The 23,744-nt window shown below is 73.5% G+C and carries 19 protein-coding genes and 1 pseudogene; 10 read left to right on the forward strand and 10 right to left on the reverse strand.

The window, feature by feature from the left end:
• Window positions 1-497: 497 nt before the first annotated feature.
• Entirely contained in the window at window positions 498-1,616 is a 1,119-nt protein-coding gene (locus tag ACZ5GT_RS30775) for a glycerate kinase (RefSeq protein WP_469032741.1), read from the reverse strand.
• A 191-nt stretch (window positions 1,617-1,807) separates the two neighbouring features.
• On the opposite strand from ACZ5GT_RS30775, the gene ACZ5GT_RS30780 reads away from it, so the two are divergent.
• From ACZ5GT_RS30780 to ACZ5GT_RS30790, 3 genes are read left to right on the forward strand one after another with little or no spacing between them, the layout of a single operon-like run.
• Window positions 1,808-2,887: an ADP-ribosylglycohydrolase family protein gene (locus tag ACZ5GT_RS30780; RefSeq protein WP_469032685.1), complete on the forward strand. Its 1,080-nt coding sequence runs from the start codon at window positions 1,808-1,810 to the stop codon at window positions 2,885-2,887.
• Window positions 2,884-3,447 (forward strand): NUDIX domain-containing protein, encoded by a 564-nt coding sequence (locus tag ACZ5GT_RS30785; protein ID WP_469032687.1) that lies wholly within the window; start codon window positions 2,884-2,886, stop codon window positions 3,445-3,447. Before ACZ5GT_RS30780 ends, ACZ5GT_RS30785 begins: the two co-directional genes overlap by 4 nt.
• Before the next feature lie 41 nt (window positions 3,448-3,488).
• Window positions 3,489-4,265 (forward strand): SIR2 family NAD-dependent protein deacylase, encoded by a 777-nt coding sequence (locus ACZ5GT_RS30790; protein WP_469032690.1) that lies wholly within the window; start codon window positions 3,489-3,491, stop codon window positions 4,263-4,265.
• Window positions 4,266-4,317: 52 nt separating this feature from the next.
• On the opposite strand, the gene ACZ5GT_RS30795 is transcribed toward ACZ5GT_RS30790, so the two are convergent.
• From ACZ5GT_RS30795 to ACZ5GT_RS30805, 3 genes are all read right to left on the reverse strand, one after another.
• Window positions 4,318-4,806 (reverse strand): methylated-DNA--[protein]-cysteine S-methyltransferase, encoded by a 489-nt coding sequence (locus ACZ5GT_RS30795; protein WP_469032693.1) that lies wholly within the window; start codon window positions 4,804-4,806, stop codon window positions 4,318-4,320.
• Between the two features lie 8 nt (window positions 4,807-4,814).
• A complete protein-coding gene (locus tag ACZ5GT_RS30800) occupies window positions 4,815-6,338 on the reverse strand; it encodes an AlkA N-terminal domain-containing protein (protein ID WP_469032696.1) in 1,524 nt (507 codons plus the stop codon).
• A 115-nt stretch (window positions 6,339-6,453) separates the two neighbouring features.
• Entirely contained in the window at window positions 6,454-10,380 is a 3,927-nt protein-coding gene (locus tag ACZ5GT_RS30805; RefSeq protein ID WP_469032743.1) for a glycoside hydrolase family 2 TIM barrel-domain containing protein, read from the reverse strand.
• Between the two features lie 416 nt (window positions 10,381-10,796).
• Here ACZ5GT_RS30805 and ACZ5GT_RS30810 point away from each other — a divergent pair, with 416 nt between their 5' ends.
• The 4 genes and pseudogenes from ACZ5GT_RS30810 to ACZ5GT_RS30825 all read left to right on the forward strand — a co-directional run.
• A complete protein-coding gene (locus ACZ5GT_RS30810) occupies window positions 10,797-11,378 on the forward strand; it encodes a hypothetical protein (RefSeq protein ID WP_469032698.1) in 582 nt (193 codons plus the stop codon).
• A gap of 118 nt (window positions 11,379-11,496) precedes the next feature.
• Window positions 11,497-11,928, forward strand: a complete 432-nt coding sequence (locus tag ACZ5GT_RS30815; protein ID WP_469032700.1) for a DUF4240 domain-containing protein — start codon at window positions 11,497-11,499, stop codon at window positions 11,926-11,928.
• 143 nt (window positions 11,929-12,071) lie between these two features.
• Entirely contained in the window at window positions 12,072-13,049 is a 978-nt protein-coding gene (locus tag ACZ5GT_RS30820) for a phosphotransferase enzyme family protein (RefSeq protein ID WP_469032702.1), read from the forward strand.
• A gap of 167 nt (window positions 13,050-13,216) precedes the next feature.
• Window positions 13,217-13,731 (forward strand): annotated as a pseudogene (locus ACZ5GT_RS30825) (transposase); the annotation flags it as partial.
• 11 nt (window positions 13,732-13,742) lie between these two features.
• Here ACZ5GT_RS30825 and ACZ5GT_RS30830 read toward each other — a convergent pair.
• From ACZ5GT_RS30830 to ACZ5GT_RS30845, 4 genes are all read right to left on the reverse strand, one after another.
• A complete protein-coding gene (locus tag ACZ5GT_RS30830) occupies window positions 13,743-14,255 on the reverse strand; it encodes an O-acetyl-ADP-ribose deacetylase (RefSeq protein ID WP_469032705.1) in 513 nt (170 codons plus the stop codon).
• The gene (locus ACZ5GT_RS30835) at window positions 14,252-15,661 is read right to left on the reverse strand and encodes a phytoene desaturase family protein (RefSeq protein WP_469032708.1); all 1,410 of its coding nucleotides are present in this window, start codon (window positions 15,659-15,661) and stop codon (window positions 14,252-14,254) included. The genes ACZ5GT_RS30830 and ACZ5GT_RS30835 overlap by 4 nt, the downstream gene beginning before the upstream one ends.
• Before the next feature lie 103 nt (window positions 15,662-15,764).
• Complete coding sequence (locus ACZ5GT_RS30840; protein ID WP_469032710.1) at window positions 15,765-16,610, reverse strand: inositol monophosphatase family protein; 846 nt, start codon at window positions 16,608-16,610, stop codon at window positions 15,765-15,767.
• A 137-nt stretch (window positions 16,611-16,747) separates the two neighbouring features.
• Entirely contained in the window at window positions 16,748-18,577 is a 1,830-nt protein-coding gene (locus ACZ5GT_RS30845; protein WP_469032712.1) for a gamma-glutamyltransferase family protein, read from the reverse strand.
• Window positions 18,578-18,857: 280 nt separating this feature from the next.
• On the opposite strand from ACZ5GT_RS30845, the gene ACZ5GT_RS30850 reads away from it, so the two are divergent.
• Window positions 18,858-19,850, forward strand: coding sequence for a phospholipase D-like domain-containing protein (locus tag ACZ5GT_RS30850; RefSeq protein ID WP_469032714.1), 993 nt, complete (start codon window positions 18,858-18,860; stop codon window positions 19,848-19,850).
• 16 nt (window positions 19,851-19,866) lie between these two features.
• On the opposite strand, the gene ACZ5GT_RS30855 is transcribed toward ACZ5GT_RS30850, so the two are convergent.
• The gene (locus ACZ5GT_RS30855) at window positions 19,867-20,529 is read right to left on the reverse strand and encodes a response regulator (RefSeq protein ID WP_469032716.1); all 663 of its coding nucleotides are present in this window, start codon (window positions 20,527-20,529) and stop codon (window positions 19,867-19,869) included.
• The gene (locus ACZ5GT_RS30860) at window positions 20,526-21,629 is read right to left on the reverse strand and encodes a sensor histidine kinase (protein ID WP_469032719.1); all 1,104 of its coding nucleotides are present in this window, start codon (window positions 21,627-21,629) and stop codon (window positions 20,526-20,528) included. The genes ACZ5GT_RS30855 and ACZ5GT_RS30860 overlap by 4 nt, the downstream gene beginning before the upstream one ends.
• A 168-nt stretch (window positions 21,630-21,797) precedes the next feature.
• On the opposite strand from ACZ5GT_RS30860, the gene ACZ5GT_RS30865 reads away from it, so the two are divergent.
• Both ACZ5GT_RS30865 and ACZ5GT_RS30870 read left to right on the forward strand, forming a co-directional pair.
• Complete coding sequence (locus ACZ5GT_RS30865; RefSeq protein ID WP_469032723.1) at window positions 21,798-22,805, forward strand: carboxymuconolactone decarboxylase family protein; 1,008 nt, start codon at window positions 21,798-21,800, stop codon at window positions 22,803-22,805.
• A complete protein-coding gene (locus ACZ5GT_RS30870) occupies window positions 22,802-23,599 on the forward strand; it encodes a class I SAM-dependent methyltransferase (protein WP_469032726.1) in 798 nt (265 codons plus the stop codon). Before ACZ5GT_RS30865 ends, ACZ5GT_RS30870 begins: the two co-directional genes overlap by 4 nt.
• The last annotated feature ends 145 nt before the right edge of the window (window positions 23,600-23,744 follow it).

Here is a 23,744-nt window from a genome sequence, read left to right on the forward strand (position 1 = left end):
CGGACGGAACGGCCCCGGCGGGCAGCCGACACCGCCCCCGCGGCAGCCAAGCACCGGGCCGCCCGCACGAACCGGCCGAGCGGCCGAGCGCCGCGGGCACGAACCGGCGGGGCAGCCGCACGCCGAGCGAGCGGTTGCCGACCGGCCGCCACGACCCGAGGCCGACACACCTGGAGGGCTCCGCACCGGACGGCTCCCACGCACCCGGACACCCCGCAGGACCGGCCGGACGGCCGCGTGCCGAACAGCCGGCACAGACCGGCGGGACAGCCGCACGCCGAGCAGGCGACGGCCGACGGGCGGCTGGCACAGCCCTGGCGGGCAGCCCCCGCGCCAGGGCCGCCGACACAGACCGGCCCGGCAGACGCGTCCCGAGCAGGCGACGGCCGACAAGCAGCCGGCACCGCCCTCGCGGGAAGAGGCGCACTGGGGTGGCCGACACGAAGCGGCCGGGCGGACGGGCGGCGGGCGGCCGGCACCGCCCTCGGGGGGCGGGGTCAGGTCAGGAAGTCGTGGGCGATGGTTTCCGCGACCCGTTCCAGGATCGGGCCCGCGTCCGCGATGCACTTCGCCACGTCCGGCTCGGCCTGCGTCAGGGGGTAGGCGCGGCGGATGCCGGCCCGGCCCAGCGCCTCCGGGGGCAGCGCGAGGCGTCCGCACACGGCGACCACCTCCTTGCCGGCGGCGCGTGCCGCGGCGGCGACCCCCGCGGGGGCCTTGCCGTGCAGGGTCTGCTCGTCGAGGGAGCCCTCACCGGTGATCACGAGGTCCGCCCGGTCCAGCGCGGGGGCGAAGCCCAGCACGTCGAGCATCACCTCGATGCCGGGGCGGAAGCGGGCGCCGAGGAGCAGGGCGCCGTAGCCGATGCCGCCGGCCGCGCCGGCGCCCGGCGCGGCGGCGTACTCGGCGGCCCGGGCGCCGACTGCCTCCTCCAGCACCTTGGCGTAGTGGGCGAGGGCCGCGTCCAGCGTCTCCACGTCGTCCGGCGAGGCGCCCTTCTGCGGCCCGTAGACGGCCGGTGCGCCCTTCGGCCCGGTCAGCGGGTTGTCGACGTCGCTGGCGAGCACCAGGTCCACGGAGGCCAGGCGCGGGTCCAGCCCCGACAGGTCGGCGGACGCGAGGTCGCCCAGGCCGCCGCCGCCCGGCGTCACCGGCTCCCCCTCCACGTCCAGGAACCGCGCCCCGAGCGCGGTCAGCATCCCGGCGCCGCCGTCGGTGGTCGCGCTTCCGCCGACGCCGAACACGATCGTCCGCGCCCCCGCGTCCAGCGCGGCCCGCAGCAGCTCCCCGGAGCCGTAGGTGGACGCCGTCAGCGGCGCGAAGACGCCGGCCGGCAGCCGCTGCAGCCCGCTCGCCTCCGCCATCTCCACCACCGCCGTGTCGCCGCGCAGCGCGAACGCCGCCGTCACCTCGTGGCCGAGCGGCCCGGCGACCCGCACCTCGCGCCGCTCGAACCCGGCCGCGACGGCCGCGTCGACGGTTCCGTCGCCGCCGTCGGCGACCGGCAGCGACTCCACCGTCGTCCCCGGCGCGACCCGGCGCAGTCCGGCCGTCACGCGCTCGGCGACCTGAACGGCCGTCAGCGACCCCTTGAACTTGTCCGCGGCGATGAGCACGCGCTGTGTCACTCGAATTCCCCTTGTTCCCCGGGCCTCGCGCACGTCAAGGCCAGTCGCGCCGCTGCGACCTTAACCGGCGGGCGCCCTCGCCGTCATGCCCCGTCCAGAGCCTGGGAACACCCTGTAGGCGCCCTGTGCCGGCGGCCGCGGAGCGCGCGGGCACGCCCCGATGTGGGTACACCGGTGCCATGACCTCTGTGGGCACTGAGCCAGAGCTCGCCGACCGCGTCCTCGGAGGCTGGCTGGGCCGGATCGCCGGCAACATGCTCGGCAAGCCGGTCGAGCAGGGCGAGGTGTGGACGCGGGACCGGATCGACCGTTACCTGCGGCGGGCCGACGCCCTGCCGCTGACCGACTACCTGCCGGAGCCGGCCGACGAGAGCGACCGGCTCGCGCTGCGTCCCGAATGGCGCCAGTGCGTGCGCGGCCGCGTCGACGGCAGCTGCCGCGACGACGACGTCGACTACTCCGTTCTCGGCCTGCACCTGCTGGAGACCCACGGCTTCGCCTTCACCACCGAGCAGATCGGCGAGCTGTGGCTGCTGCGGCTGCCCTACCTGCAGACGTTCACCGCGGAGCGGGCCGCGTACCGCAATCTCACGGCCGGGCTCAAGCCGCCGCTGACGGCGACGTACGACAACCCGTACCAGGAGTGGATCGGCGCCCTCATCCGTGCCGACGTCTACGGCTGGACCTGCCCCGGCGAGCCGGGCCGGGCCGCCGCGCTGGCCCGCCGGGACGCGGTGCTGTCGCACACCGGCAACGGCGTGTACGGCGCGATGTGGGCGGCGGCGCTGGTCTCCGCGGCGTTCACCGCGCCCACGGTCCGCCACGCCCTGGACACCGCGCTGACGGTGATCCCGGCGAGCAGCCGCCTCGCCCGCGCCGTACGCCGCGTCGTCTCGCTCCACGACACCCGGATGACGTGGGAGGACACGCTCTCCACGGTGTCGCAGGAGACGGCGGGGCTGCACTGGATCCACGTCGTCCCGAACGCGGCGGTGCTCACCGCCGGGCTGCTGTACGGCGACGGGGACTTCACCCGCACCGTCGCCCTCACCGTCCGCGGCGGCCTGGACACCGACTCCAACGGCGCGACCGCCGGCTCGGTGGCCGGTGTGCTGGCCGGGGCGGAGGCGATCCCCGCGGTGTGGAAGGACCCGCTGCGGGACACGGTCCGCAGCGCGGTGTTCGGCTTCGACGGGGTGGCGATCGGCGAGCTGGCGGAACGCACCGTCCGGCTGGCGCTGGCTACCCTTCCGGAATGACCACCACCCAGGACTACGCCACGTACATAGCCGGACTCCCCCGCGTCCTCGCCGCCACCGCCGTCCTCTTCCGCGACGCCGAGGGCCGGGTGCTGCTGCTCGAGCCCAACTACCGTGACGGCTGGGTCCTGCCGGGCGGCACCGTCGAGTCCGACGACGGCGAGACCCCGCGCCAGGGGGCGCGCCGTGAGACGGCCGAGGAGACCGGGCTCGACCGCGAGCCGGGGCGGCTCCTCGCGGTGGACTGGGCGCAGGGCTCGCGCCGTCCGCCGGTGGTCGCGTACCTGTACGACGGCGGGGTGCTGACCGAGGACGAGTTCGCGGCGATCCGGCTGCAGGAGGAGGAGTTGCTGTCCTGGCGCCTGGTCCGGCCCGAGGAGCTCGCCGACCACCTGCCGGGCGCCCTCGGCCGCCGGGTCCGGGCGGCCCTGGACGTCCTGGCCACCGGGTCGGGCACGGCGGAGCTGGAGAACGGGCACCGGGTGGACGGGGTAGGGGCGGGGTTCTCGCCGCGGCATCGCGACGACCTTGCCGGTGGGGCTGCCGACGCGGGCCGATAAGCGTTCGCCCCACGACCGGGCCCCCGCCTACCCTCGGCCTCATGACCAAGCCCCTCGTCGCCATCCTCAGCGGCGCCGGCGTCTCCACGGATTCCGGCATCCCCGACTACCGCGGCCCGAACGGGCTGTGGCGGCGCGACCCGGAGGCGGAGAAGCTCGTCACCTACGAGCACTACATGGCCGACCCGGAGATCCGGCGGCGCTCCTGGCGGATGCGGCGCGACAACGGCGCCCTCCGGGCCGAGCCGAACACCGCGCACCGCGCCGTGGCGGAGCTGGAGCGGGCCGGGGTGCCGGTGCGGGTGATCACGCAGAACGTGGACGGGCTGCACCAGCTCGCCGGGATGCCCGCCCGCAAGGTGCTCGAACTGCACGGCAGCGCCCGCGGCGTGGTCTGCACGCGGTGCGGGGCACGCGGGTCGATGGAGGACGCCCTCGCCCGGGTCGCGGCCGGCGAGGACGATCCGCCCTGCCGGGACTGCGGCGGCATCCTGAAGTCGGCCACCGTGATGTTCGGCGAGCGGCTCGACCCGCAGGTGCTGGGCGAGGCCGTCGCGATCACCAAGGCGTGCCAGGTGTTCGTAGCCGTGGGCACCAGCCTGCAGGTGCAGCCCGCCGCTGGGCTCGCCGGCGTCGCCGCCGACCACGGCGCCCGGCTGATCATCGTCAACGCCGAGCCGACGCCGTACGACGACCTCGCCGACGAGGTGGTGCGCGAGCCGATCGGCACCGCCCTGCCCCGGCTGCTGCGGCGACTGGCCGACGAGGACGCCGAGGACACCGAGGACGCCGAGGGGCGGGTTCCGCGGGGGCGGTGAGCGGTACGGGCCTACGCACGTGCGGACCCGGTAGGACCCTGGCCAGGGCCGGTCACTGGACGAAGAGGGCGGCTCCGCGTTCGAAGTCCAGCAGGCGGCGCTTGCGGTCCAGGCCGCCTCCGTAGCCGGTCAGGCTGCCGTTCGCGCCGACGACGCGGTGGCAGGGGACGATGATGCCGACCGGGTTGCGGCCGTTGGCGAGGCCGACCGCGCGGGCGGCGCCCGGGGCGCCTAGGACCTGGGCGAGCTCGCCGTAGGAGCGGGTCTCGCCGTACGGGATCCGGCGCAGCCCGTCCCAGACCCGGCGCTGGAACGGGGTGCCGTTCATGCGCAGTTCGAGGGTGAACTCCTTCAGTTCGCCCGCGAAGTACGCCTCCAGTTGTTCCTCGGCGGCGTGGAAGAGGGTGTCGTCGCGCGGGCCGAAGGTCTCCTCCGGCGGGCGGTGGCGCTGCTCGGTCATGTAGAGGCCGCACAGGACCCCGTCCTCGGCGACCAGGGTGAGCGGGCCGCAGGGGCTGTCGATGACGGTGTGGTGCTTCATGGACGTCCTCACACGGGAAGGAAGTTGATCGGGTGGCTGTCGGTCGCCCACAGGTACTGGACCGCGTACGCCCGCCACGGCCGCCACGCCGCGGCGCGGGCGGTCAGGGCCGCGGGGGTGGAGGGCAGGCCCAGTTCCCGGGCGGCCCGGCGGATGCCGAGGTCGGTGGCGAGGAACGCGTCGGGGTCGCCGAGGGCGCGCATCGCGATGACGTCGACCGTCCAGGGGCCGAAGCCGGGGAGGGCGAGGAGGCGGGCGCGGGCCTCGGGCCAGTCGCTGTCCACCCCGAGGTTGAGCGTGCCGTCGGCCAGGCCGCGGACGAGGCTGGTGAGCGTGGCGCGGCGGGTGCGGGGCATCGCCAGGGACTCGGGGTCGAGGGCGGCGAGCGCCTCGGGGGTGGGGAAGAGGTGGGTGAGGCCCCCCTCGGGGTCGTCGATCCGGTCGCCGTGGGCGGTGACCAGGCGGGCCGCGTGGGTGCGGGCGGCGGCGGTGGAGACCTGCTGGCCGAGGACGGCGCGCACGGCGAACTCCGCCTCGTCGACGGTGCGCGGCACGCGCCGGCCGGGCGCCTTGTCCACCAACGGGGCGAGCAGCGGGTCCGCGCGCAGCTGGTCGTCGACGGCGACCGGGTCGGCGTCCAGGTCGAGCATGCGCCGGCAGCGGCTGATCGCGACAGGCAGGTCGCGCAGGTCGCCGAGGGTGAGGCGGCAGGCGATGTGGTCGGGTTGCGGGGTCAGGGCGACTATGCCGTGGCCGTAGGGGAGGCGGAGGGTGCGGCGGTAGGCGCCGTCCCGCCATTCCTCGACGCCGGGCACTGCGGTCGCCGCGAGGTGGCCGAAGAGGTTGTCGGGGTTGAGGGGGGCGCGGAACGGCAGCCGGAGGGTGAGCGCGCCCGGGGTGGCCAGGGCGTCCTGCCGCGCTGCCCTGGCGTCGTTCCTCGATGTCCGGGCGTCGTTCCTCGATGTCCGGGCGCGCAGTTCACTCGGGGTCAGGGCGTGCACCTCGCGCACGGTGTCGTTGAAGGTGCGGATGGAGGAGAAGCCCGCGGCGAAGGCGATCCGCGCCATGGGCAGCGCCGTCGTCTCGATCAGCAGGCGGGCGGTCCGGGCGCGCTGGGCGCGGGCCAGGGCGAGGGGGCCCGCGCCGAGCTCGGCCAGCAGCTGGCGCTCGATCTGCCGCGGGCTGTAGCCGAGGCGGGCGGCCAGTCCGGGCACGCCCTCGCGGTCGACGACGCCGTCGGCGATCAGCCGCATCGCGCGGGCCACGAGGTCGGCGCGCTGGTTCCACTCCGGGGAGCCGGGGCTGGTGTCCGGGCGGCAGCGCTTGCAGGCGCGGAACCCGGCCTGCTGGCAGGCCGCCGCGCTCGGGTAGAAGGTCATGTTCTCCGGCTTGGGCGGCACCACCGGGCAGCTGGGACGGCAGTAGATGCGGGTGGTCAGCACGGCCGTGAAGAACCAGCCGTCGAAGCGCGCGTCCTTGGACCGGACGGCGCGCACGCAGCGCTCGGTGTCGATGTGCATCCCCATCTGCATGTCTCCAGCATCGGGGACGGGCCGGGCAGGAGCTGGCGGGAATCCGACATCGACCTCGCCTGTCCTGCGCCGGCCCGGATCGCGTGACCCCGGCTGGTCGGAGACGTGACTCCGGCTAGTCCGAGAACCGCGTCGACGTCGGCCGCCGGGAGGCCGGTGTCGCCGCGCGGACGCTCGTCAGCGGGCGGAGCCGGTAGGTGTAGGCGTAGTCCCGGTCGGCGAAGAGCTTGTACGCGTCGTGCGTGTGGGCGCCCCAGCTGTTGTCGCCGCCGACGCCCATCTGCCGGTGGTTCAGGCGCAGGACGACCTGCTCGCGGGGGTTGAGCTGGTAGGCGTGGCGGGCCCCGGCCGACAGGTCCTCCGGGGTGAAGTGGGAGGCGTTGACCTCCAGGAGGGGTTCCGCGGAGACCAGCAGGCCCCGGCCGCGCCCGTCGGTGAGGGCGGCCCAGCGCACGTCGGTCTTGTTGCCGTTCTCCTGGGGGCGGATGTAGGGCGTCCACTGGCCTGAGACGGTCCCGGAGTACAGGCCGACGTCGGTGCCGGTGTTGCGGTCCCAGTGGTTCTCCTCGGGGCCGCGCCCGTAGTAGTGCAGGTGCTCAAGGCGGCCCGGCAGGAACAGCAGGGTGCCGACCTCGGGAACGTAGGGCAGGCTCGCGGCTCCGGGGTGCAGGGTGTTGTCGACCTTGATCTCGCCGTTGCCGAAGACGGTGTAGACGGTGCTGTACGCCGACTCGACCGTGGTCGGCAGCGTGCCGGTGACCTTGATCTCGACGGCCCGGTCCCGCAGGGCGCGCACGGTCACGTCCGTCACGGTGCGGCGGGCTCCGGCGTCGCGCCAGGTCTGGTTGCGGACGTGCTGCCCGTTGCCGCGGTCGTTGTCGGTGGGGGCCCGCCAGAAGTTGGGCACCGGCCCGGACTCGATCAGCCGGGCGCCGTGGGTCTCGTAGGAGGTGATGAGCCCGCTGCGCTTGTCCACGGTGACGGAGAAGCCGTCGCCGGTGACGGTGACGGTGCCGTCGCGGTCGTCGTACCGCAGCGCCGGGACGCTCTCCAGGGGCACCGGCACCACGTCGGGGCTGCCCGCGTCGAGGGCGAGCTGCTGCCGGGCCACCTCGAAGCCGGCCCGCGCCCACTTGGTGGGCTCCTTGGTGGTGAACGACAGCTCCAGGAAGTACTCGGTGCCCGGCACCGGGTCTCGCGGCAGCCGCACCGGCACCGTGACGTCGCGGCCGGCCAGCGGCTCCACGTCGAGCTGGGCGCGGCTGAGCCTCCCGCTCCGGACGGTCCGGCCGTCCGCGACGAGTTCCCAGCAGCAGTCGAACTCACGGAGGTTGGTGAACAGGTACTCGTTGGTGAGGGTCACCTCCCCGGGAGCGCCACCGGCGGCCGGCGTCACCTGGACGGCCTGGTAGACCCGCTTGATCTCCGCCGCCTTGCCGGTGTGGCCGCGGTCGGCGGTGACGATGCCGTTCGCGCAGAAGTTGCCGTCGGTGGGGTTGTCGCCCCAGTCGCCGCCGTAGGAGAAGTACGTGTCCTCGGTGGGTCGTTGCTCGGTGAGCTCGACCGTGGCGGCGTCGAACCAGAAGCGCACCCCGTCGTCGCCGGGGCCGCGGTCGTCGTCGGCCAGTTCGGCGGCGGTGAGGGCGCGGGCGTGGACGCGGGCCCGGCGGACGGTGCCGCTGAACTCGCGGGTGGGGTTGTCGGCGTCGACGGCGAGCCCGAGGGGCGCGGTGCTGCCGTCGGGCCGCCGGGTGGTGGCGCGGGTGGCCCTGACCACGCCGTCGACGTACAGGGTCAGCGCGCCCGCCGTCGCGTCGAAGACGCCCGCGACGTGGTGTTCGGTGCCCGTCCAGCCGCTCGCGGGCAGGGTCCAGCTCGCGGTGATCCACTGGCCGCCGCCGTAGATGAAGAACTCGAGTCTGTCGTTGGTCTGCTTGAGTGCGTAGTGGGTGTCGCCCTTGGCGAGGATGGGCTGGTGATAGCCCGTCACGTGCGGGGTGATCCACGCTTCCAGCGTGAGGGAGCCGGTGAGGTCGAGGCCGGAGTCGCGGGCGAAGACGGTGCCGCCGCGCACGCCCTTGTCGCGGTCGAAGTCGCCGCTGGGATTCATCAGTTCGCCGCGCAGACCGGCCGGTCCGGTCTCGGTGAGGAACCTGCGCCGCGGGGCCGGCCGGCTCAGGGACTGGTCGACGAAGTCCCAGATCCAGCCGCCCTGCAGCACGTCGTGGCGGCGGACGACGTCCCAGTACTCCTTGAAGTTGCCGTTGGAGTTCCCCATGGCGTGGGAGTACTCGATCATCACGTAGGGCCGGGTGTCGGCGGTGTCCCGGGCGCGCGCCTCGACGCCGGCCGGGCTCTCGTACATCTTCGAGCGGATGTCGCTGATCCCCGGGCGGTCGTCGCCCTCGTACTGGATGACGCGGGTGGTGTCGTAGGAGCGGATCCAGTCGTGCATGGCGACGAAGGTGCTGCCGCCGCCGGCCTCGTTGCCGAGGGACCAGATGACGACCGAGGCGTGGTTCTTGTCGCGGTGGACCATGTTCCTCGCGCGGGCCACGCAGGCGGCGGTCCACTCGGGGTGGTCACCGGGGTACTCGCCGCGGATGCCGTGGGTCTCGAGGTTGGTCTCGTCGACGAGGTACAGGCCGTACTCGTCGGCGAGTTCGAGCCACTGCGGGTTGTTCGGATAGTGCGAGGTGCGCACGGAGTTGATGTTCAGCCGCTTGACGATCTCGATGTCGCGGACCATGTCCGCGCGGGTGAGAGCGGTGCCGCGGGCGGGGTGCATCTCGTGCCGGTTGGTGCCGCGCAGCGAGACCGGCCTGCCGTTGATCCGCATCAGGCCGTCCACGAGCGCGAACTCCCGGATGCCGACGCGGTGCGAGAGGGTCTCGGTGACCTTCCCGGACGGGTCGCGCAGGCGCAGCACCGCGGTGTAGAGGTACGGGTCCTCGGCCGACCACAGCCTCGGCTCGGGCACGGCTCTCGCCGCCTGTACGGTCGTCTCGGCGCCCGCGTCCAGGTCCGCCGTCTGCTGCAGCGGGCGGGACCAGACGGGGTGCCCGCCCGCGTCGTAGAGCTGGGTCTCCACGGTGTACCGGCCCTGGCCGTCGCCCGCGTAGTCGCGCACGCTCGCGGTGACCGACAGCCGCGCGGTGGTGTGGCCGTCGCCGAGCGGGGTCTCCAGCTTGAAGTCGCGCAGGTGCACGGCGGGCGTGGAGTAGAGGTAGACCGAGCGGAAGATGCCGCTCAGCCGGATCATGTCCTGGTCCTCCATCCAGTCGCCGTCGGAGAAGCGGTAGACCTCCACCGCGATCTGGTTGGCGCCTGGCCTGAGGTACGCGGTGATGTCGTACTCGGCGGGTGTGTACGAGTCCTCGTGGTAGCCAGCCAGCTGGCCGTTGATCCACACGTAGTGGGCCGACTTGACGCCCTCGAAGTGCAGGAACGTGCGGCGTCCGGCCCAGTGGCGGGGCAGCGTGAAGGTGCGCCGGTACTGGCCCACGGGGTTGAAGCGGGTCGGCGCGGCCGGCGGCTGCGCCTCCTCGCCGAGGCCGTTGGGGCCCCACCACGGGTAGGTGATGTTGACGTAGATCGGGTGGTCGTGGCCGTGCAGCTGCCACGGCGAGGGGACGGGGACGGTGTCCCAGCCGCTGTCGTCCAGGTCGGTGCGGTGGAAGTCGGGGTCGCGGTCCTCGGGGCGGTCGGCGTGGGCGAACCGCCAGGTCCCGTCGAGATCGAGCCGGTACGGCGAACGGGTGCGGTCGGCGGCCAGCGCCTGCTCCAGGTCCGCGTAGGGCATCAGCGTGGTGTGCGGGGGCTCGGTGCCGACCTCGAACAGGCCGACGTGCCCGTTCCACTCGGGCGTGCCCTCTGCCGCCGGGTCGCCGGCCGCGTGGGCGGCGACCGACGGCCGGGACAGGGCGAGCGCGCCGAGCACGGCGGCGGAGGACTCCAGCAGCCGGCGGCGGCTGACCACCGCGCGCCGGGGACGGTCGGGCTGGGGCGCGTGCGGGTGGGGGTACGCGTGCGGGTGCGGCATGACCGTGGCCTTCCTCGGGACGACCGTGTACGACACGGGCTTGAGGGTGCGTCAGGGTTCACTGGGGTGGGGGTATCGAACGGGGACGCGTGCGCTGTCGGCCGGCTGGCGGCGGGGTCGGTGGCGACGGGTGGTGACGGTGTGACTACCGAGCCAGACCTCACCCTAGAACCCGAACACAATCGAATCAATTATCTTGTCGGACTCTGTGTGAACCTGATGGTGTGGCGGGTCCGCGTGCCCTTCGGCCCGCTTCGCGGGACGAACAGCCCCGCACGGCCACGGGACCTGACGGTCATGCTCAGGACATGGGGACAGAGAGCATTCCCGCGACCGACCGGGGCGACCGGAGTGGCCGGAGTGGCCGGGTGCGTTGTTCGCCTCGCCGGTTCACGGTGAATCGTCTGGTGCTCACGGTGCTGCGCTCGCGAGGGCACCTGCTGCTGCCCGGCCTGTGCGCGCTGTCGTTCCGCGGACGCCGCACGGGCCGCGAGATCGTCCTGCCGGTGCAGTGTGCGCGCGACGGCGATCTCGTGGTCGTCTGCGTGGGCCGCGCCGTGGGCAAGACGTGGTGGCGCACGTTCCGGACGCCCACGCCGGTCGACGTGCTCCTGGACGGCACCCGGCTGACCGGCCGAGGCCAGGTGGCGCAGGCGGGCCACCCGGAGCGGGCGGCGGCCGAACGGGTGTACCTGCGACGCCACCCCCAGGCTCGGATCGGCACGGAGGATCCCCTGGTCCTGATCACCCTGTCCGGTCCGGCCCCGGGTCCACGTCCCGCGCCCGGCTCCGCCGAGGGTGCCGGGACGGCGTCGTCCGGGGCGGACGCGGGCCTGTGGCGGTCGTGGTGGCGCTGGACCACGCTCGGCGAGGCCCTCGGCGTCTGCGCCACGACCGCGACCGGCGCTCTCATGGGGAACGCCTCTGCTCTGGCCGGCCGGCCGCGGCTGCTCGGCGTCGGCCTGGCGGAGGAAGCACTGCTCGGCGCGGTGTCGTGACTGGCCGAGTGCCGTCCCCTGCGCAGAACACACGACTGACCGGCGACCCGCCGGTCGCCGGGAAGGCGGTGACAGACGCCGTCCCGCCGCTGTCACAGCTGTCCGCCATGCTCTGCACATGAACGAGAACTCCTTCTGGCAACTCCTGGGCGACTGCACACCGTCCATGCCCGACCCCGACGCCGAGCAACTGGCGGCAGCGCTGACGAACCGTCTGGCCTCAGGGGCACTGGCGACGGTGATCGGGTTTGCCGAACAGCTGTCGTGGGCGCTCTATCGACTGGATCGCAAGGAGTACGGGCACGACCTGTCGAGCGACGCCTTCCTCTACACGCGGGCAGCCGTCGTGGCCGCCGGCCGTGCAACCTACGAAGCAGTGCTCCGCGATCCGCAGCTTTTCGTCCCCTACGCCGCAGATCTCATCTGGGCAGAGAGTCTGCTGTACGTGCCGGACGAGGCATACAGACGCATCACCGGTGAGGAGTGGGATCGCAGCACCCGCTACTCCTACGAGTCCTACTCGAACGCTGCCGGATGGTCCGACGCATAGCTCCTACAGCCTCAACCGCACCAGCGGAAACGGCGTCTCAATCGCGTCGACAACGGCCTCAGCATGGTTGTGACCGCGCGCCTCCCCGAGGCTCAGCATGCAATAGTCATCCGTTGGCCATCAGCATCCGGAGAGGTACTTGAATGTACGACACAGTCGACTTCATAGCGGAGACCTACGCGCTCGGCACCGGACCGTGGACGATGACACCCGTCGCCCGTGGCGCATTGGGTCAGATCTGGAAGCTGTCCGGCAAGGGCTCCTCATGGGCCATCAAGGAACTCCTCTTCAGCTGCGACGAAGAAGAGGTCCGCCGGGAGGCCGCATTACGGAACGCCGCGGAGAACCTGGGAATCGCGTCACCACGGCTCATCCCCAATCGCCACGGCGAACACGTCTCACAGCTCACCCCCTCTTCAGGCAGGCCGTACGTGAAACTGTACGACTGGGTCGACGGCACCGAGGCGGATGCATCCGACCCGGACATCCTGAACTGGTTCGGCCGGACCATGGCACTCCTCCACACGGCGGGAAAGGGCGCGAGCGAGACACCTGGCTCCTGGTACGAGCAGTGCCCACAGGAGGCTGACTGGAAAGACCTGCACAAAAAGGTGCATCAAGCCGGCCTGCCGTGGTCAGACGTGCTGGGTCGGTTCATCAATACGTCCGCGGCAGAACTGGCACAATGGGTAACCGCGTCCGACCCCGGCGATCTGGTGACGTCACATCGCGACCTGCAGCCCCAGAACGTTCTGGTCGGCCCCAACGGGCCCGTCCTCCTCGACTGGGACAACACCGGACCCATTTCAGCGGAACGAGAACTCGCACGTGCCGTCTACGTATGGTCGGGCCGCAACCAGGCGAATACCGATTCAGCCCGGCGATTGATGAGGGCCTATCAGAGCGCCGGAGGCCGCGCCACCATCACAGGACCGCAGTGTTTCTCGATGCTTTTCGCGACGGACCTGAACTTCATCTACGTCCAGGCCGAGTGCGCCATCGACCCAACCGTGACCGCCGCGCAGCGCGAGTTCGCGAGCAACCAGGTCGTTGCCTCCTTGCGCAGCGTGCCAGACCTGACGGCCGTCTCCCGGTTGACCGCTGCGCTTGAGGAAACTTAGCCACACACCAGAGCCCTCAGCTCAGCAACGAAGCGGAATCCGTCCCCGCGGCGCCCGCGTGTGGCTGGTGAGCACTTGTACGGGAGCATCCCGGTATGCGCGATCAGGAGGGGCTGTTCGAGGCCAGGCTGGCCGAGGGCAAACAGCGGCCACGTCGTGCGGCGGCGGTGGATAAGACGTTTCGGGCGTTCGATCCGCACCAAGTGCTGCTGCCGCCGTCGCTGGATGACTGGCTGCCGGACGACCACCTGGCCCGGTTTCTCGCCGACCTGGTCGACCTCGGGCCGATCCTCGCGGACTACACCGAGAAGCGGAGGTTACCCTTCCTTCAACCCTCGGCTGTTGGTGCGGCTGCTGATCTACAGGTACACCACCGGGGTCCGCTCTTCGCGGGCGATCGAGCGCAAGTGCGTCGACGATGTCGCGTTCCGGTTGCTGGCCGCCGACCAGGCCCCGGACTTCCGCTCGATCGCCCGGTTCCGCCGCCGCCACCTGGACGCGCTGGCCGACCTGTTCCTCCAGTCGCTACGCCTTGCCACGACCTTGGGCATGGTCAAGATGGGTCCTGGCGCTGGACGGCACGAAGCCGGAGGCCAGCGCCTCCAAGCACAAGGCGATGAGCTATGGCCGCCTGGTCGACGAGGAAGGGCGGATCGAGGCGGAGATCGCCGCCTTGGAGGCCCGGGTGGGCCGTCAGGCGAGGTGCCGGGTGAACACCTCGTACGCCCGGTCGTCGAAGAGGACGAACCGGACCTCTTCGACGGCCGTCGGCGTGGTGCGTACGGTGTCCAGCGCGATGCGGGCGGCGTCCGGCAGTGGCCAGCGGTAGACGCCGGTGGAGATCGCGGGGAAGGCGACCGTGCGGGCGCCGAGTTCGTCGGCGACGCGCAGGGACTCCCGGTAGCAGGAGGCCAGCAGGTCGGAGCGGTCCTCGGTGGCGCTGTGGACGGGGCCGACGGTGTGGATGACCCAGCGGGCGTCCAGGTTGCCCGCGGTGGTGGCGACCGCCTGGCCCGTGGCCAGGCCCCTGCCGTACCTGGAGGCGCGCAGTTTGCGGCACTCCTCGAGGATCGCGGGGCCGCCGTGGCGGTGGATGGCGCCGTCCACGCCTCCGCCGCCGAGCAGGGAGGAATTGGCCGCGTTGACGATCGCGTCGGCGCTGACGCGGCTGATGTCGCCCTGGACGAAGGTGATGGTGGGGGTCATGTCTGCCGCAGTCGCTTCCACACGGCCTTGGCCGCGTTGTGGCCGGACATGCCGTGGACGCCGGGGCCGGGCGGGGTGGCCGACGAGCAGATGAAGACGGCCGGGTGCGGGGTGGTGTAGGGGGACAGGGAGAGTTTCGGCCGGAGCAGGGTCTGCAGTCCGGTCACCGCGCCGGTGGCGATGTCGCCGCCGACGTAGTTGGCGTTGCGGGCGGCCATCTCGGGCGGGCCGGCGGTCGCGCGGGCGAGGACGCGGTCGCGGAAGCCGGGGGCGAAGCGCTCCAGTTGGTCCTCGACGGCGTCGGTGAGGTCTCCGGTCCAGCCGCTGGGGACGTGGCCGTAGACCCAGAAGACGTGCTTGCCCTCGGGCGCGCGGGTGGGGTCGACGACGCTGGGCTGGACCGTGATCAGGAACGGCCGGTCGGGTGCCCGCCCCTCCCGGGAGGCGGCGTGCAGGGCGGCGCCGATCTCCGCGCTGTCCGCGCCGATCTGCACGGTGCCCGCGAGGCGGGCCTCCTTCGCGGTCCACGGCACCGGGCCGTCCAGCGCGTAGTCGATCTTGAAGACGCCGGGGCCGTAGCGGTAGCGGTCGTAGTAGCCGCCGAGGCCGGCGATGCGGGCCAGGGCGGTGGGCGAGGTGTCGAAGACGTACGCGCGGGCGGGCGGCAGGTCGTCCAGGCGCTTGACCTGGTAGTCGGTGTGGATGCTGCCGCCGAGGTCCGCGAAGTGGGCGGCGAGGGCGTCGGAGAGGGACTGGGAGCCACCACGGACCACGGGCCAGCCGCGGGCGTGCGCGGCGAGCGCGAAGACCAGACCGACGCCGCCGGTGGCGAAGCCGCTGAGGGGCGCCATGACGTGGGCGACGAGACCGGCGAACAGGGTCTTGGCCCGCTCGTCGCGGAAGCGGCGGGTCAGCCACGTCGACGGGGGCAGGCCGGCCAGGCCGAAGCGGGCGAGGGTGAGCGGGTCACGGGGCAGCGCGGTGAGCGGCAGCGACATGAAGTCGCGGACCAGGGTGTCCCAGCGGGGCAGGAACGGCTCGACCAGCCTGCGGTAGGCCCCCGCGTCCCGCGGGCCGAAGGAGGCGGCCGTCTCGGCGACCGACCGGGACAGCACGGCGGCCGTGCCGTCGGGGAAGGGGTGCGCCATGGGCAGTTCGGCGTGCAGCCACTGAAGGCCGTACCGCTCGAGGGGCAGGGCGCGGAAGGCCGGTGAGTTGATGCCCAGCGGGTGGGCCGCGGAGCAGGGGTCGTGCCGGAAGCCCGGCAGGGTGAGCTCCTCGGTGCGGGCTCCCCCGCCGACTGTTCCGCGGGCCTCGAAGAGGGCGACGGAGAAGCCGCGGCGGGCCAGCTCTACGGCAGCCGTCAGTCCGTTCGGTCCCGCGCCCACCACGACCGCATCGAGCATCGACGCCACCTCGGACCCCCTCGTCAGCCGACGGCTTGTGGGCATCAGGATAGGACGGGTGACCGGCGTCCCAGGTCCAAGGTAGCCGACCCCGCCGTCGGGGTCAGGACGCGCCCGTGAGCAGCGCCATCACCCTGCGGGCGGTGGCCGCGTCGCGGGCCGCGGTGAACGGCAGGGCGTTGCCGCCCGTTATCCGGAACGGTTCCCCGGTCAGGGTCAGGTGCGCGCCGCCCGCCTCCTCCACCAGCAGCAGGCCCGCCGCGTGGTCCCAGGCCGCCTCCCAGGAGAAGGCGACCGCGTCCGACTCGCCGCGGGCCAGGGCGAGGTACTCCAGGCCGGCCGAACCGCAGGGGCGGGGCGCGACTCCGTCGGTCCACAGGCCGAGCAGGGCCCGCTTCTGCTCGTCCGTCGTGTAGTCGGGGTGCGAGGTGGCCACGCGCAGGTCGCGGCCCGGGGCGGGCGGACCGGCGTACAGCCGCTCGCCGTCGAGGAACGCGCCCCGGCCCCTTGCCGCCGTGGCGAGTCGGCCGAGCGCGGGTGCGTACGTCCAGGAGGCGAGCACGGTGCCGCGGTGGGCGAGCGCGACCAGGGTGCAGAAGCCGGGGTCGCCGTGCACGAACTGGCGGGTGCCGTCGACCGGGTCGACGATCCAGACCGGCACGTCGTCCCGTATCGCCTCGTACGACGCCGGGTCGGCGTGCACCGCCTCCTCGCCGACCACGACCGAGCCGGGCAGCAGCTTGCCGAGTTCCTCGGTGAGGTACCGCTCGGCGAGGCGGTCGGCGTCGGTCACCAGGTCGTGCGGGCCGTTCTTCTGGTCGACCTCGTGCGCGGCGAGCCGGCGGAAGCGCGGCATGATCTCGGCCGCGGCGGCCGCGCGGACCGCCTCCTCCACGTCGGCCGAGTGGCGGGCGAGAAACTCGTCGATGGTTTCCGTGTCTCCGATCATGGCTCCATGAGAGCACGCGCCACTGACAATCCCCACCCGTCCGGTGCACTTGCGGTGGAATCTGGATGAAATCCGGGATTCCGGTTCCGTGTCGCCGGCCGGTCACCGGCCCGACCGACGGCCCGGCCGGCGGCCGGTCAGCGGCCCACCGCGTATCCCTGCATCCCCCGTGGGTTCGCGGCCGCCGCCAGGACGCCGGTGGCCGGGTCGCGCGCGACCGCGCACAGCCGGCCCTCGGACCACGGGGCGCCCACGGTGACGCGGTGACCGCGCCGGCGCAGCTCCTCGACCACGGCCGGGTCCGTGCGGGACTCCACGGTGACGCTGCCCGGCCGCATGCCGCGCGGGTAGAAGGAACCGGGGAAGCTGTCGTTGTGCCAGTTCGGCGCGTCGATGGCGCCCTGGAGGTCGAGGCCGCCGCGCACCTGGCCGCGCAGGGCGACGGCGAGGAAGAAGTGCAGCTGCCACTGGTCCTGCTGGTCGCCGCCGGGCGTGCCGAAGGCCAGCACCGGCTCGCCGTCGCGCAGGGCGAGGGAGGGGGTCAGGGTGGTGCGGGGCCGCCGGCCGGGCGTCAGTGAGTTCGGCAGGCCGTCCTCCAGCCAGGTCATCTGCAGCCGGGTGCCGAGCGGGAAGCCGAGTTCGGGGACTACGGGGTTGGACTGCAGCCAGCCGCCGCTGGGCGTGGCGGCGACCATGTTGCCCCAGCGGTCGACGACGTCCAGGTGGCAGGTGTCGCCGCGGGTCGCGCCGTCCGCGTCGACCGGGGGCTCGCCGGGCACGGGCGACGTAGGGCCCTTGGCGACGGTGGGCTCACCGGCGCCCATCGGGTCGAAGCCGGGGTCCTCGGCGGCGATCACGTGCGCGTGGGCGCTCAGGCGAGGGGTGCGTCCGCCGGGGCTGCCGGGCCGCAGTTCATGGGAGGCCGTGGCACCGATCAGCCGGCGCCGGGCGGCGTTGTAGCCGGCCGACAGCAGGTCGTCGAGCGGCGCCTCGGCCGCGTCGCCGTACCAGGCCTCCCGGTCGGCCATGGCGAGTTTGCAGCCCTCGATCAGCAGGTGGACGTAGTCCGCGGAGCCGTACGGCGGCAGTTCGGGCGGCAGCAGGGCGAGTTGCTGGAGCAGCGCCGGGCCCTGGCTCCACGGGCCGGCCTTGCACAGGGTCCAGCCGTTCCAGTCGTACGTCGCCGGTGTCTCGTAGCCGGCGGACCAGCCGGCGAGGTCGGCGGCGGTGAGGGTGCCGGTGTGGCGTTCGCCGCTGGTGTCCATGGTGGGCCGGGCGGCCTGCCGCACCAGGGCCTCGGCGATGAACCCGGTCCGCCACACCTGCCGCGCGGCCTCGGCCTGCGCCTGCCGGTCCCCGGCGCCCGCGACCTCGGCGAGCAGCCGCTTCCAGGTGGCGGCCAGCGCGGGGTTGCGCAGCAGTTCGCCGGGGCGGGGCGCCCTGCCGCCCGGCAGGTAGACGTCCGCGGACGAGGTCCACTCCGTCTCGAACAGCGTGCGCACGGAGTCGACGGTGGCGCCGACGTTGTCCACCGGCGGGTGTCCGTGTTCGGCGTACCCGACGGCGTACTTCAGGACGTCGGCCGGGGTCTTGGTGCCGTGGTCGCGCAGCAGCATCATCCAGGCATCGAACGCGCCGGGCACGGCGGCGGCGAGCGGCCCGGTGCCGGGGACGAGGTCGAGGCCGAGTGAGCGGTAGTGCGCGACCGTCGCGCCGGCCGGGGCCACGCCCTGCCCGCACAGCACCCGCACCTCGCCGCCGGCCGGAGCGAGCAGGATCGGCACCTCGCCGGCGGGGCCGTTGAGGTGCGGCTCGACGACGTGCAGCACGAACGCGCCCGCCACCGCGGCGTCGAAGGCGTTGCCGCCGTCCTCCAGCACGGCCATCGCGGACTGCGAGGCCAGCCAGTGGGTGGAGGACACCATGCCGAAGGTGCCCTGGAGGGTCGGCCGGGTGGTGAACCGCATCTGTCACCTCACTCGTCGGGCGCCTCGGCCGGTCCGAAGCGAGCGCTCCCGCATGGAGCATTTCATTCCACGTGCGGGGGCCTACGAAGATTTTGCGATCCCACGGGCTCCGCATGAACCGCCTCCCACCTGTGTGAAGTCCCTTTCGTCCGGCCTCTTGAACCGCCGTTGATCCCGAGTTCACCCGCCTCCCCTTCCGCCCGGTCTACGCGCGTGGTGTCATGCACACGCTCACCACCTCCACCCCCCACGTGGGCTTCAACTCGACTAGGAGTCACGCATGTTGTGGAAGGTCCTCGGCCGGGCAGCTGTCGCCCTGGCGGCCGGCACCGCCGTGCTCGCCACCGCCGTCCCCGCGAACGCCGCGAGCTACTCCGCCTTCGCCTTCTCGCTCAGCGGCAGCGAACCCACGATCTACGACTTCATCAACTCGGCCACCAGCTCCCTCGACATGACCATGTACGAGCTGGAGGACACCACGGCCGTCAACGACCTGATAGCCCTGGAGAACAAGGGCGTCACGGTGCGGGTGGTGCTGGACCAGGCCCACAAGTCCGCCAACAGCTCGGCGTACACCGCGCTGACGAACGCGGGCGTGGGAGTCGCGTGGTCGCCGGCCAGTTTCGTGTACACCCACCAGAAGACGATCACGGTGGACGGCGTCAAGTCGCTGATCCTGACCGGCAACCTCACCTCGCAGTACTACTCGACCGGCCGTGACTACGGCGTGTTCACCGACGACACCCGTGACGTCGCCGCGATCGAGAAGGTGTTCAACGCGGACTACGCCGGCACCTCGGTCACCCCCACCGACGGCGACCACCTGCTGTGGTCGCCCACCGACTCCCGCAGCCGGCTGCTGTCCGTGATCAACGCCGCCACCAAGACGCTCGACGTCGAGGAACTGGAGTTCAGCGACAGCACGGTGGTCAACGCCATCGTCGCCAGAGCCAAGGCGGGCGTGAAGGTGCGGGTGGTCCTGGAGTCGCCCGGCAACTACTCCAGCCAGGTGTCCACGGTCAAGGCCGCGGGCGGCACGGTCGTCGGATACTCCGACCCCAACGGCTTCTACATCCACGCCAAGGCCATGGTCGCCGACTACGGGCTGTCCACCCAGGAGGTGGAGGCGGGTTCGATGAACATCAGCAGCAACTCGCTCTCCAACAACCGTGAGTTGGGGATCATCCTCACGGGCACCGGAGTGGCCCAGTCGGTGGCCACCACCATCGAGACGACGTTCGCCGGCGACTACGCGGGCGGCACCGCCGCGTAGGCGCTCCGCGCCCGGATCAGCCGTGTCGCGGCGCGACCAGGCCCGACTCGTAGGCGAAGACCACCAGTTGGGCCCGGTCGCGGGCGCCGAGCTTGGTCATGGCGCGGCTGATGTGGGTCTTGGCCGTGTAGGGGCTGATGACCATGTGGTCGGCGATCTCCTCGTTGGTCAGGCCCCGGGCGGCCAGGGCCGTCACCTCGCGTTCGCGGCGGGTGAGGCACTCCAGGCCGGGAGGGGTGGCCCGGTCCGGGGGGCGGGCGACGAACTCGCCGATCAGGGTGCGGGTGACCGACGGGGACAGCAGGGCCTCGCCGCGGGCCACCACCTCCACGGCCTGCAGCAGGTCGGCCGGTTCGGTGTCCTTCAGCAGGAAGCCGCTCGCGCCCGCGCGCAGGGCCTCGAAGACGTACTCGTCCAGGCCGTAGTTGGTGAGGATCACGACCCGAACGGCCGACAGGGCGGGGTCGGCGGCGATCCTGCGGGTGGCCTCGATGCCCGTCATCACCGGCATCTGCACGTCGATCAGCGCGATGTCGGGCACCTGGGCGCGGATCAGCTCCAGGCCGCGCTCCCCGTCCGCCGCCTCGCCGACCACCTCGATGCCGTCCTCGGCGTCGAGCAGGGCCCGGAAACCGGCGCGCATCAGGGCCTGGTCGTCGACCAGCGCGATCCTGATCACCGCGCCTCCCCCAGCGGCAGGACCGCCCGCACCGCGAAGCCGCCCTCCGCGCGCGGGGCCGCGTGCAGGGTGCCGCCGAGGGCCGTGACGCGCTCGCGCATGCCCGTCAGGCCCACGCCGGGCGCGGGCGGGCGGGCCGGGTCGGCGGCGCCGTCGTCCGTGACGGACACCGCCATCTCATGCTCGCCACAGGCGAGTTCGACCCTGACCTTGGCCGGGCCCGCGTGCCGGGCGGCGTTGGTGAGGGCCTCCTGGACGATGCGGTAGACGGCGCGGTCGACCGCCGCGGGCCGGGGCCGTTCCTCGCCGTCGACCGTGAGCTCGACGGCGAGGCCCGCCGCGCGCGCCCGCTCCACCAGCAGCGCGGGCGTGCCGGTCGGCTCGTCGGTGCGCAGCACCTCCAGCGTGGCCCGCAGTTCGCGCATCGCCTCGCCACTGGCGTCCTGGATGGCGAGCAGCGCGGGCGGGACCTCCTCGCCCCGCTTGCGGGCCAGGTGGACGGCGACGCCCGCCTGGAGCTTGACGATCGAGATGCTGTGCGTGAGCGAGTCGTGCAACTCCCGTGCGATGCGCAGCCGTTCTTCGCCCGCGCGGCGCAGGGCCGCCTCCTCGCGGGTGCGTTCCGCCTCCAGGGCGCGCTGTTCGGTCTGGCGCAGGTACGCCTGCCAGTTGCGGTCGGCCAGGCCGGTGATCACCGCGCACAGGAACCAGCCCGCGAGCAGCGCGGCCCGCTCGACCGCCTCCTGGGTGGTCGGGCCGGTGGCGAGGTACGCGGCCAGGAACACGCCGCCCGCCGCGGCCGCGTACCCGCGCCTGCCGACGCGGGCCGCGGTGTGCACGGCGCCCAGGACGGGCAGCGCGGACAGCGGCCCGGGGTGGGCGTGCAGGACGTACGCGGTGCCGCCGGCCGTCGCCACGGCCAGCACCGCCCGCGGGGCGGCCCGGTGGAACGCCAGGGCGGCCGAACTCAGCGCGATCAGCGCGAAGTCGACGGCGGTGGTGTCCGCGTCGAAGGCGGCCGCGGTCATCACGAGGGCGCCGACGACGGCCGCGAGGGCCGCGTCGGCGAGCCCTTGGCGTGAGGCCCGGTGGCCGCCCATGCCCCGCACAGTAGACGGCGCCGCCGCCGACGGCGTCAGACCTGCGGACGGCTCTCGCACTACTCCCCGCGCAGTAGGGCCCGCGCCCTACGGGCCCCGCGGTCGCAGCGCGGACTGTCACCGGCCGTACGACGACCGGGCCTGGCCGCGGGGCGCACGCTGCTGTCCATGCCCACACTCTTCCGCTTCACCGAACCCCTGCCGCCGAGGGCGGCCACCGGTCGGGTCGCCGCGGTCTACGAGCAACTCGCCCGCGACTTCGGCATCGACGGCGCGCCCACCTTCACGGTGCTGTCCTCCGCGCCGGAGATCCTCGCCCCCGCCTGGGCGCTGGTGCGCGAGTCGCTGATCGCCGGCGCGGGCTCCCGCACCGGCAAGGAGTTGACGGCGTACGGGGTGTCGCTCGCCAACAAGTGCCCGTTCTGCGTGGACGCGCACACCGTCCTGCTGCACGCCACCGGCGACCACGCCCTCGCCGAGCGCCTGGCCCGCGGCGAGGGGCCGCGGGACGAGGAGCAGGCGCGCGTGCTGGCCTGGGCGCGGCGCACCCGCGTGCCGGGCGCCGGCCTGATGCCGTACCCGTTCCCCCGCGAGCACGCCCCCGCCTACATCGGCACCGCGCTCGCCTTCCACTTCGTCAACCGGATCGTGTCGGCCCTGCTGACCGAGCGGCTGCTGCCGGGCAACGTCCAGCGGCTGCGTCCGGTGCGCAGCCTCGCGGGCCGTTCGCTGGCCAGGACCGTCCGCCGCCCCGTCCCGCCCGGTGCGTCCCTCGCGCTCCTCGACGACCCGGAGCCGGGGCCGGCGTGGGCGGCCGGCAGCGCCGTCGGCCCGGCCTACGCGGCGCTGCGCTCGGCCGCCGGCTCCGCGGGCGCCGGTCTCCTCGACGCCGGCGACCAGGCGCTGGTCCGGGAGGCGCTGTGGGACTGGGACGGCTCGCATCCGTCGCTCGCCGGGTCCGGGTCGCTCCCGGACCGCCGCGAGCGGCCCGGCGCGCGCCTGGCGCTGCTGGCCGCGCTGGCGCCGTACCGGATCACCGGGGAGGACGTGGCGGCCTGGCGCCGTCCGGAACACACCGACGGCTGTCTGGTCCGTCTCGTCGCGTACGGCGCCTTCGCCGCGGTGGAACGGCTGGAGAGCGCGTTCAGCCTGCACACGGTGCGGGGGACGTCGTGACCGGGGCCGCCGGCTTCCGGGGGACCCTTCTCCCCCGGCGTGCCGACGTCCTGCCGTCGGGCGTCGAAGAGGCGCTGGTCGCGGCGGCGGCCATCAGGCTCGGCGACCGTGTCCTCGACGTCGGCTGCGGCGCGGGGGCGCTCACCCGCGCCGCCGCCCGGCGGGCCCGGCGGGGGCACGCGGTCGGTGTGGACGTCTCGGGGCCGCTGCTGCGCAGGGCCCAGCAGCTCACGGCCGCCGCGAAGATCGCCAACGCCGGCTACCGGGAGGCGGACGCGCGGGTCCACCCGTTCCCGCCCTGCGGCTACGACGTGATCGTCAGCCGGGGCGCCGTGATGTGCTGCGCGGACCCGGCGGCCGCCTTCCGGAACCTGGCGCGGGCGCTGATGCCGGGCGGCCGGCTGGCGTTCCTGTGCCCCCGCCCGGCCGGCCCGGACACCGACGAGACACGGGGGTTACGACTCCTCCCCGGCGAACTCCCGCACGCCCCGGCCCCCGCGGCCCTGCCGTCCCACTGCGACCCCGACCGCGTCCGTGCGGCGCTGGAAGGCTGGGAGAACGTGCGGATCACGCCGGTCACGGTACGGGCGGTGCGGGGCCGGGACACGGCGGACGCGGTCGGCTTCGCGCCGCCCCGCACGCCGGACCTCGCCGTGCCGCCCGGCGCCCGCGCGGCCCTCGGTGACACCCCGCCCCCGCACGACTCCCGGCACACCGTCACCCCGCCCGCCACACTGTGGCTCGTCACCGCCAACCGGGCGCGCCGGACACCTGCCCGGCCCACGCGCCGGTGACCACGCGTACGCGGCACGCGACTCGCGCCGCCCCGCACGCCGGACCGTGCCGTGCCGCCCGGCGCCCGCGCGGCCCTCGGTGACACCCCGCCCCCGCACGACTCCCGGCACACCGTCACCCCGCCCGCCACACTGTGGCTCGTCA

Source organism: Streptomyces sp. NPDC031340, from assembly GCF_055569945.1.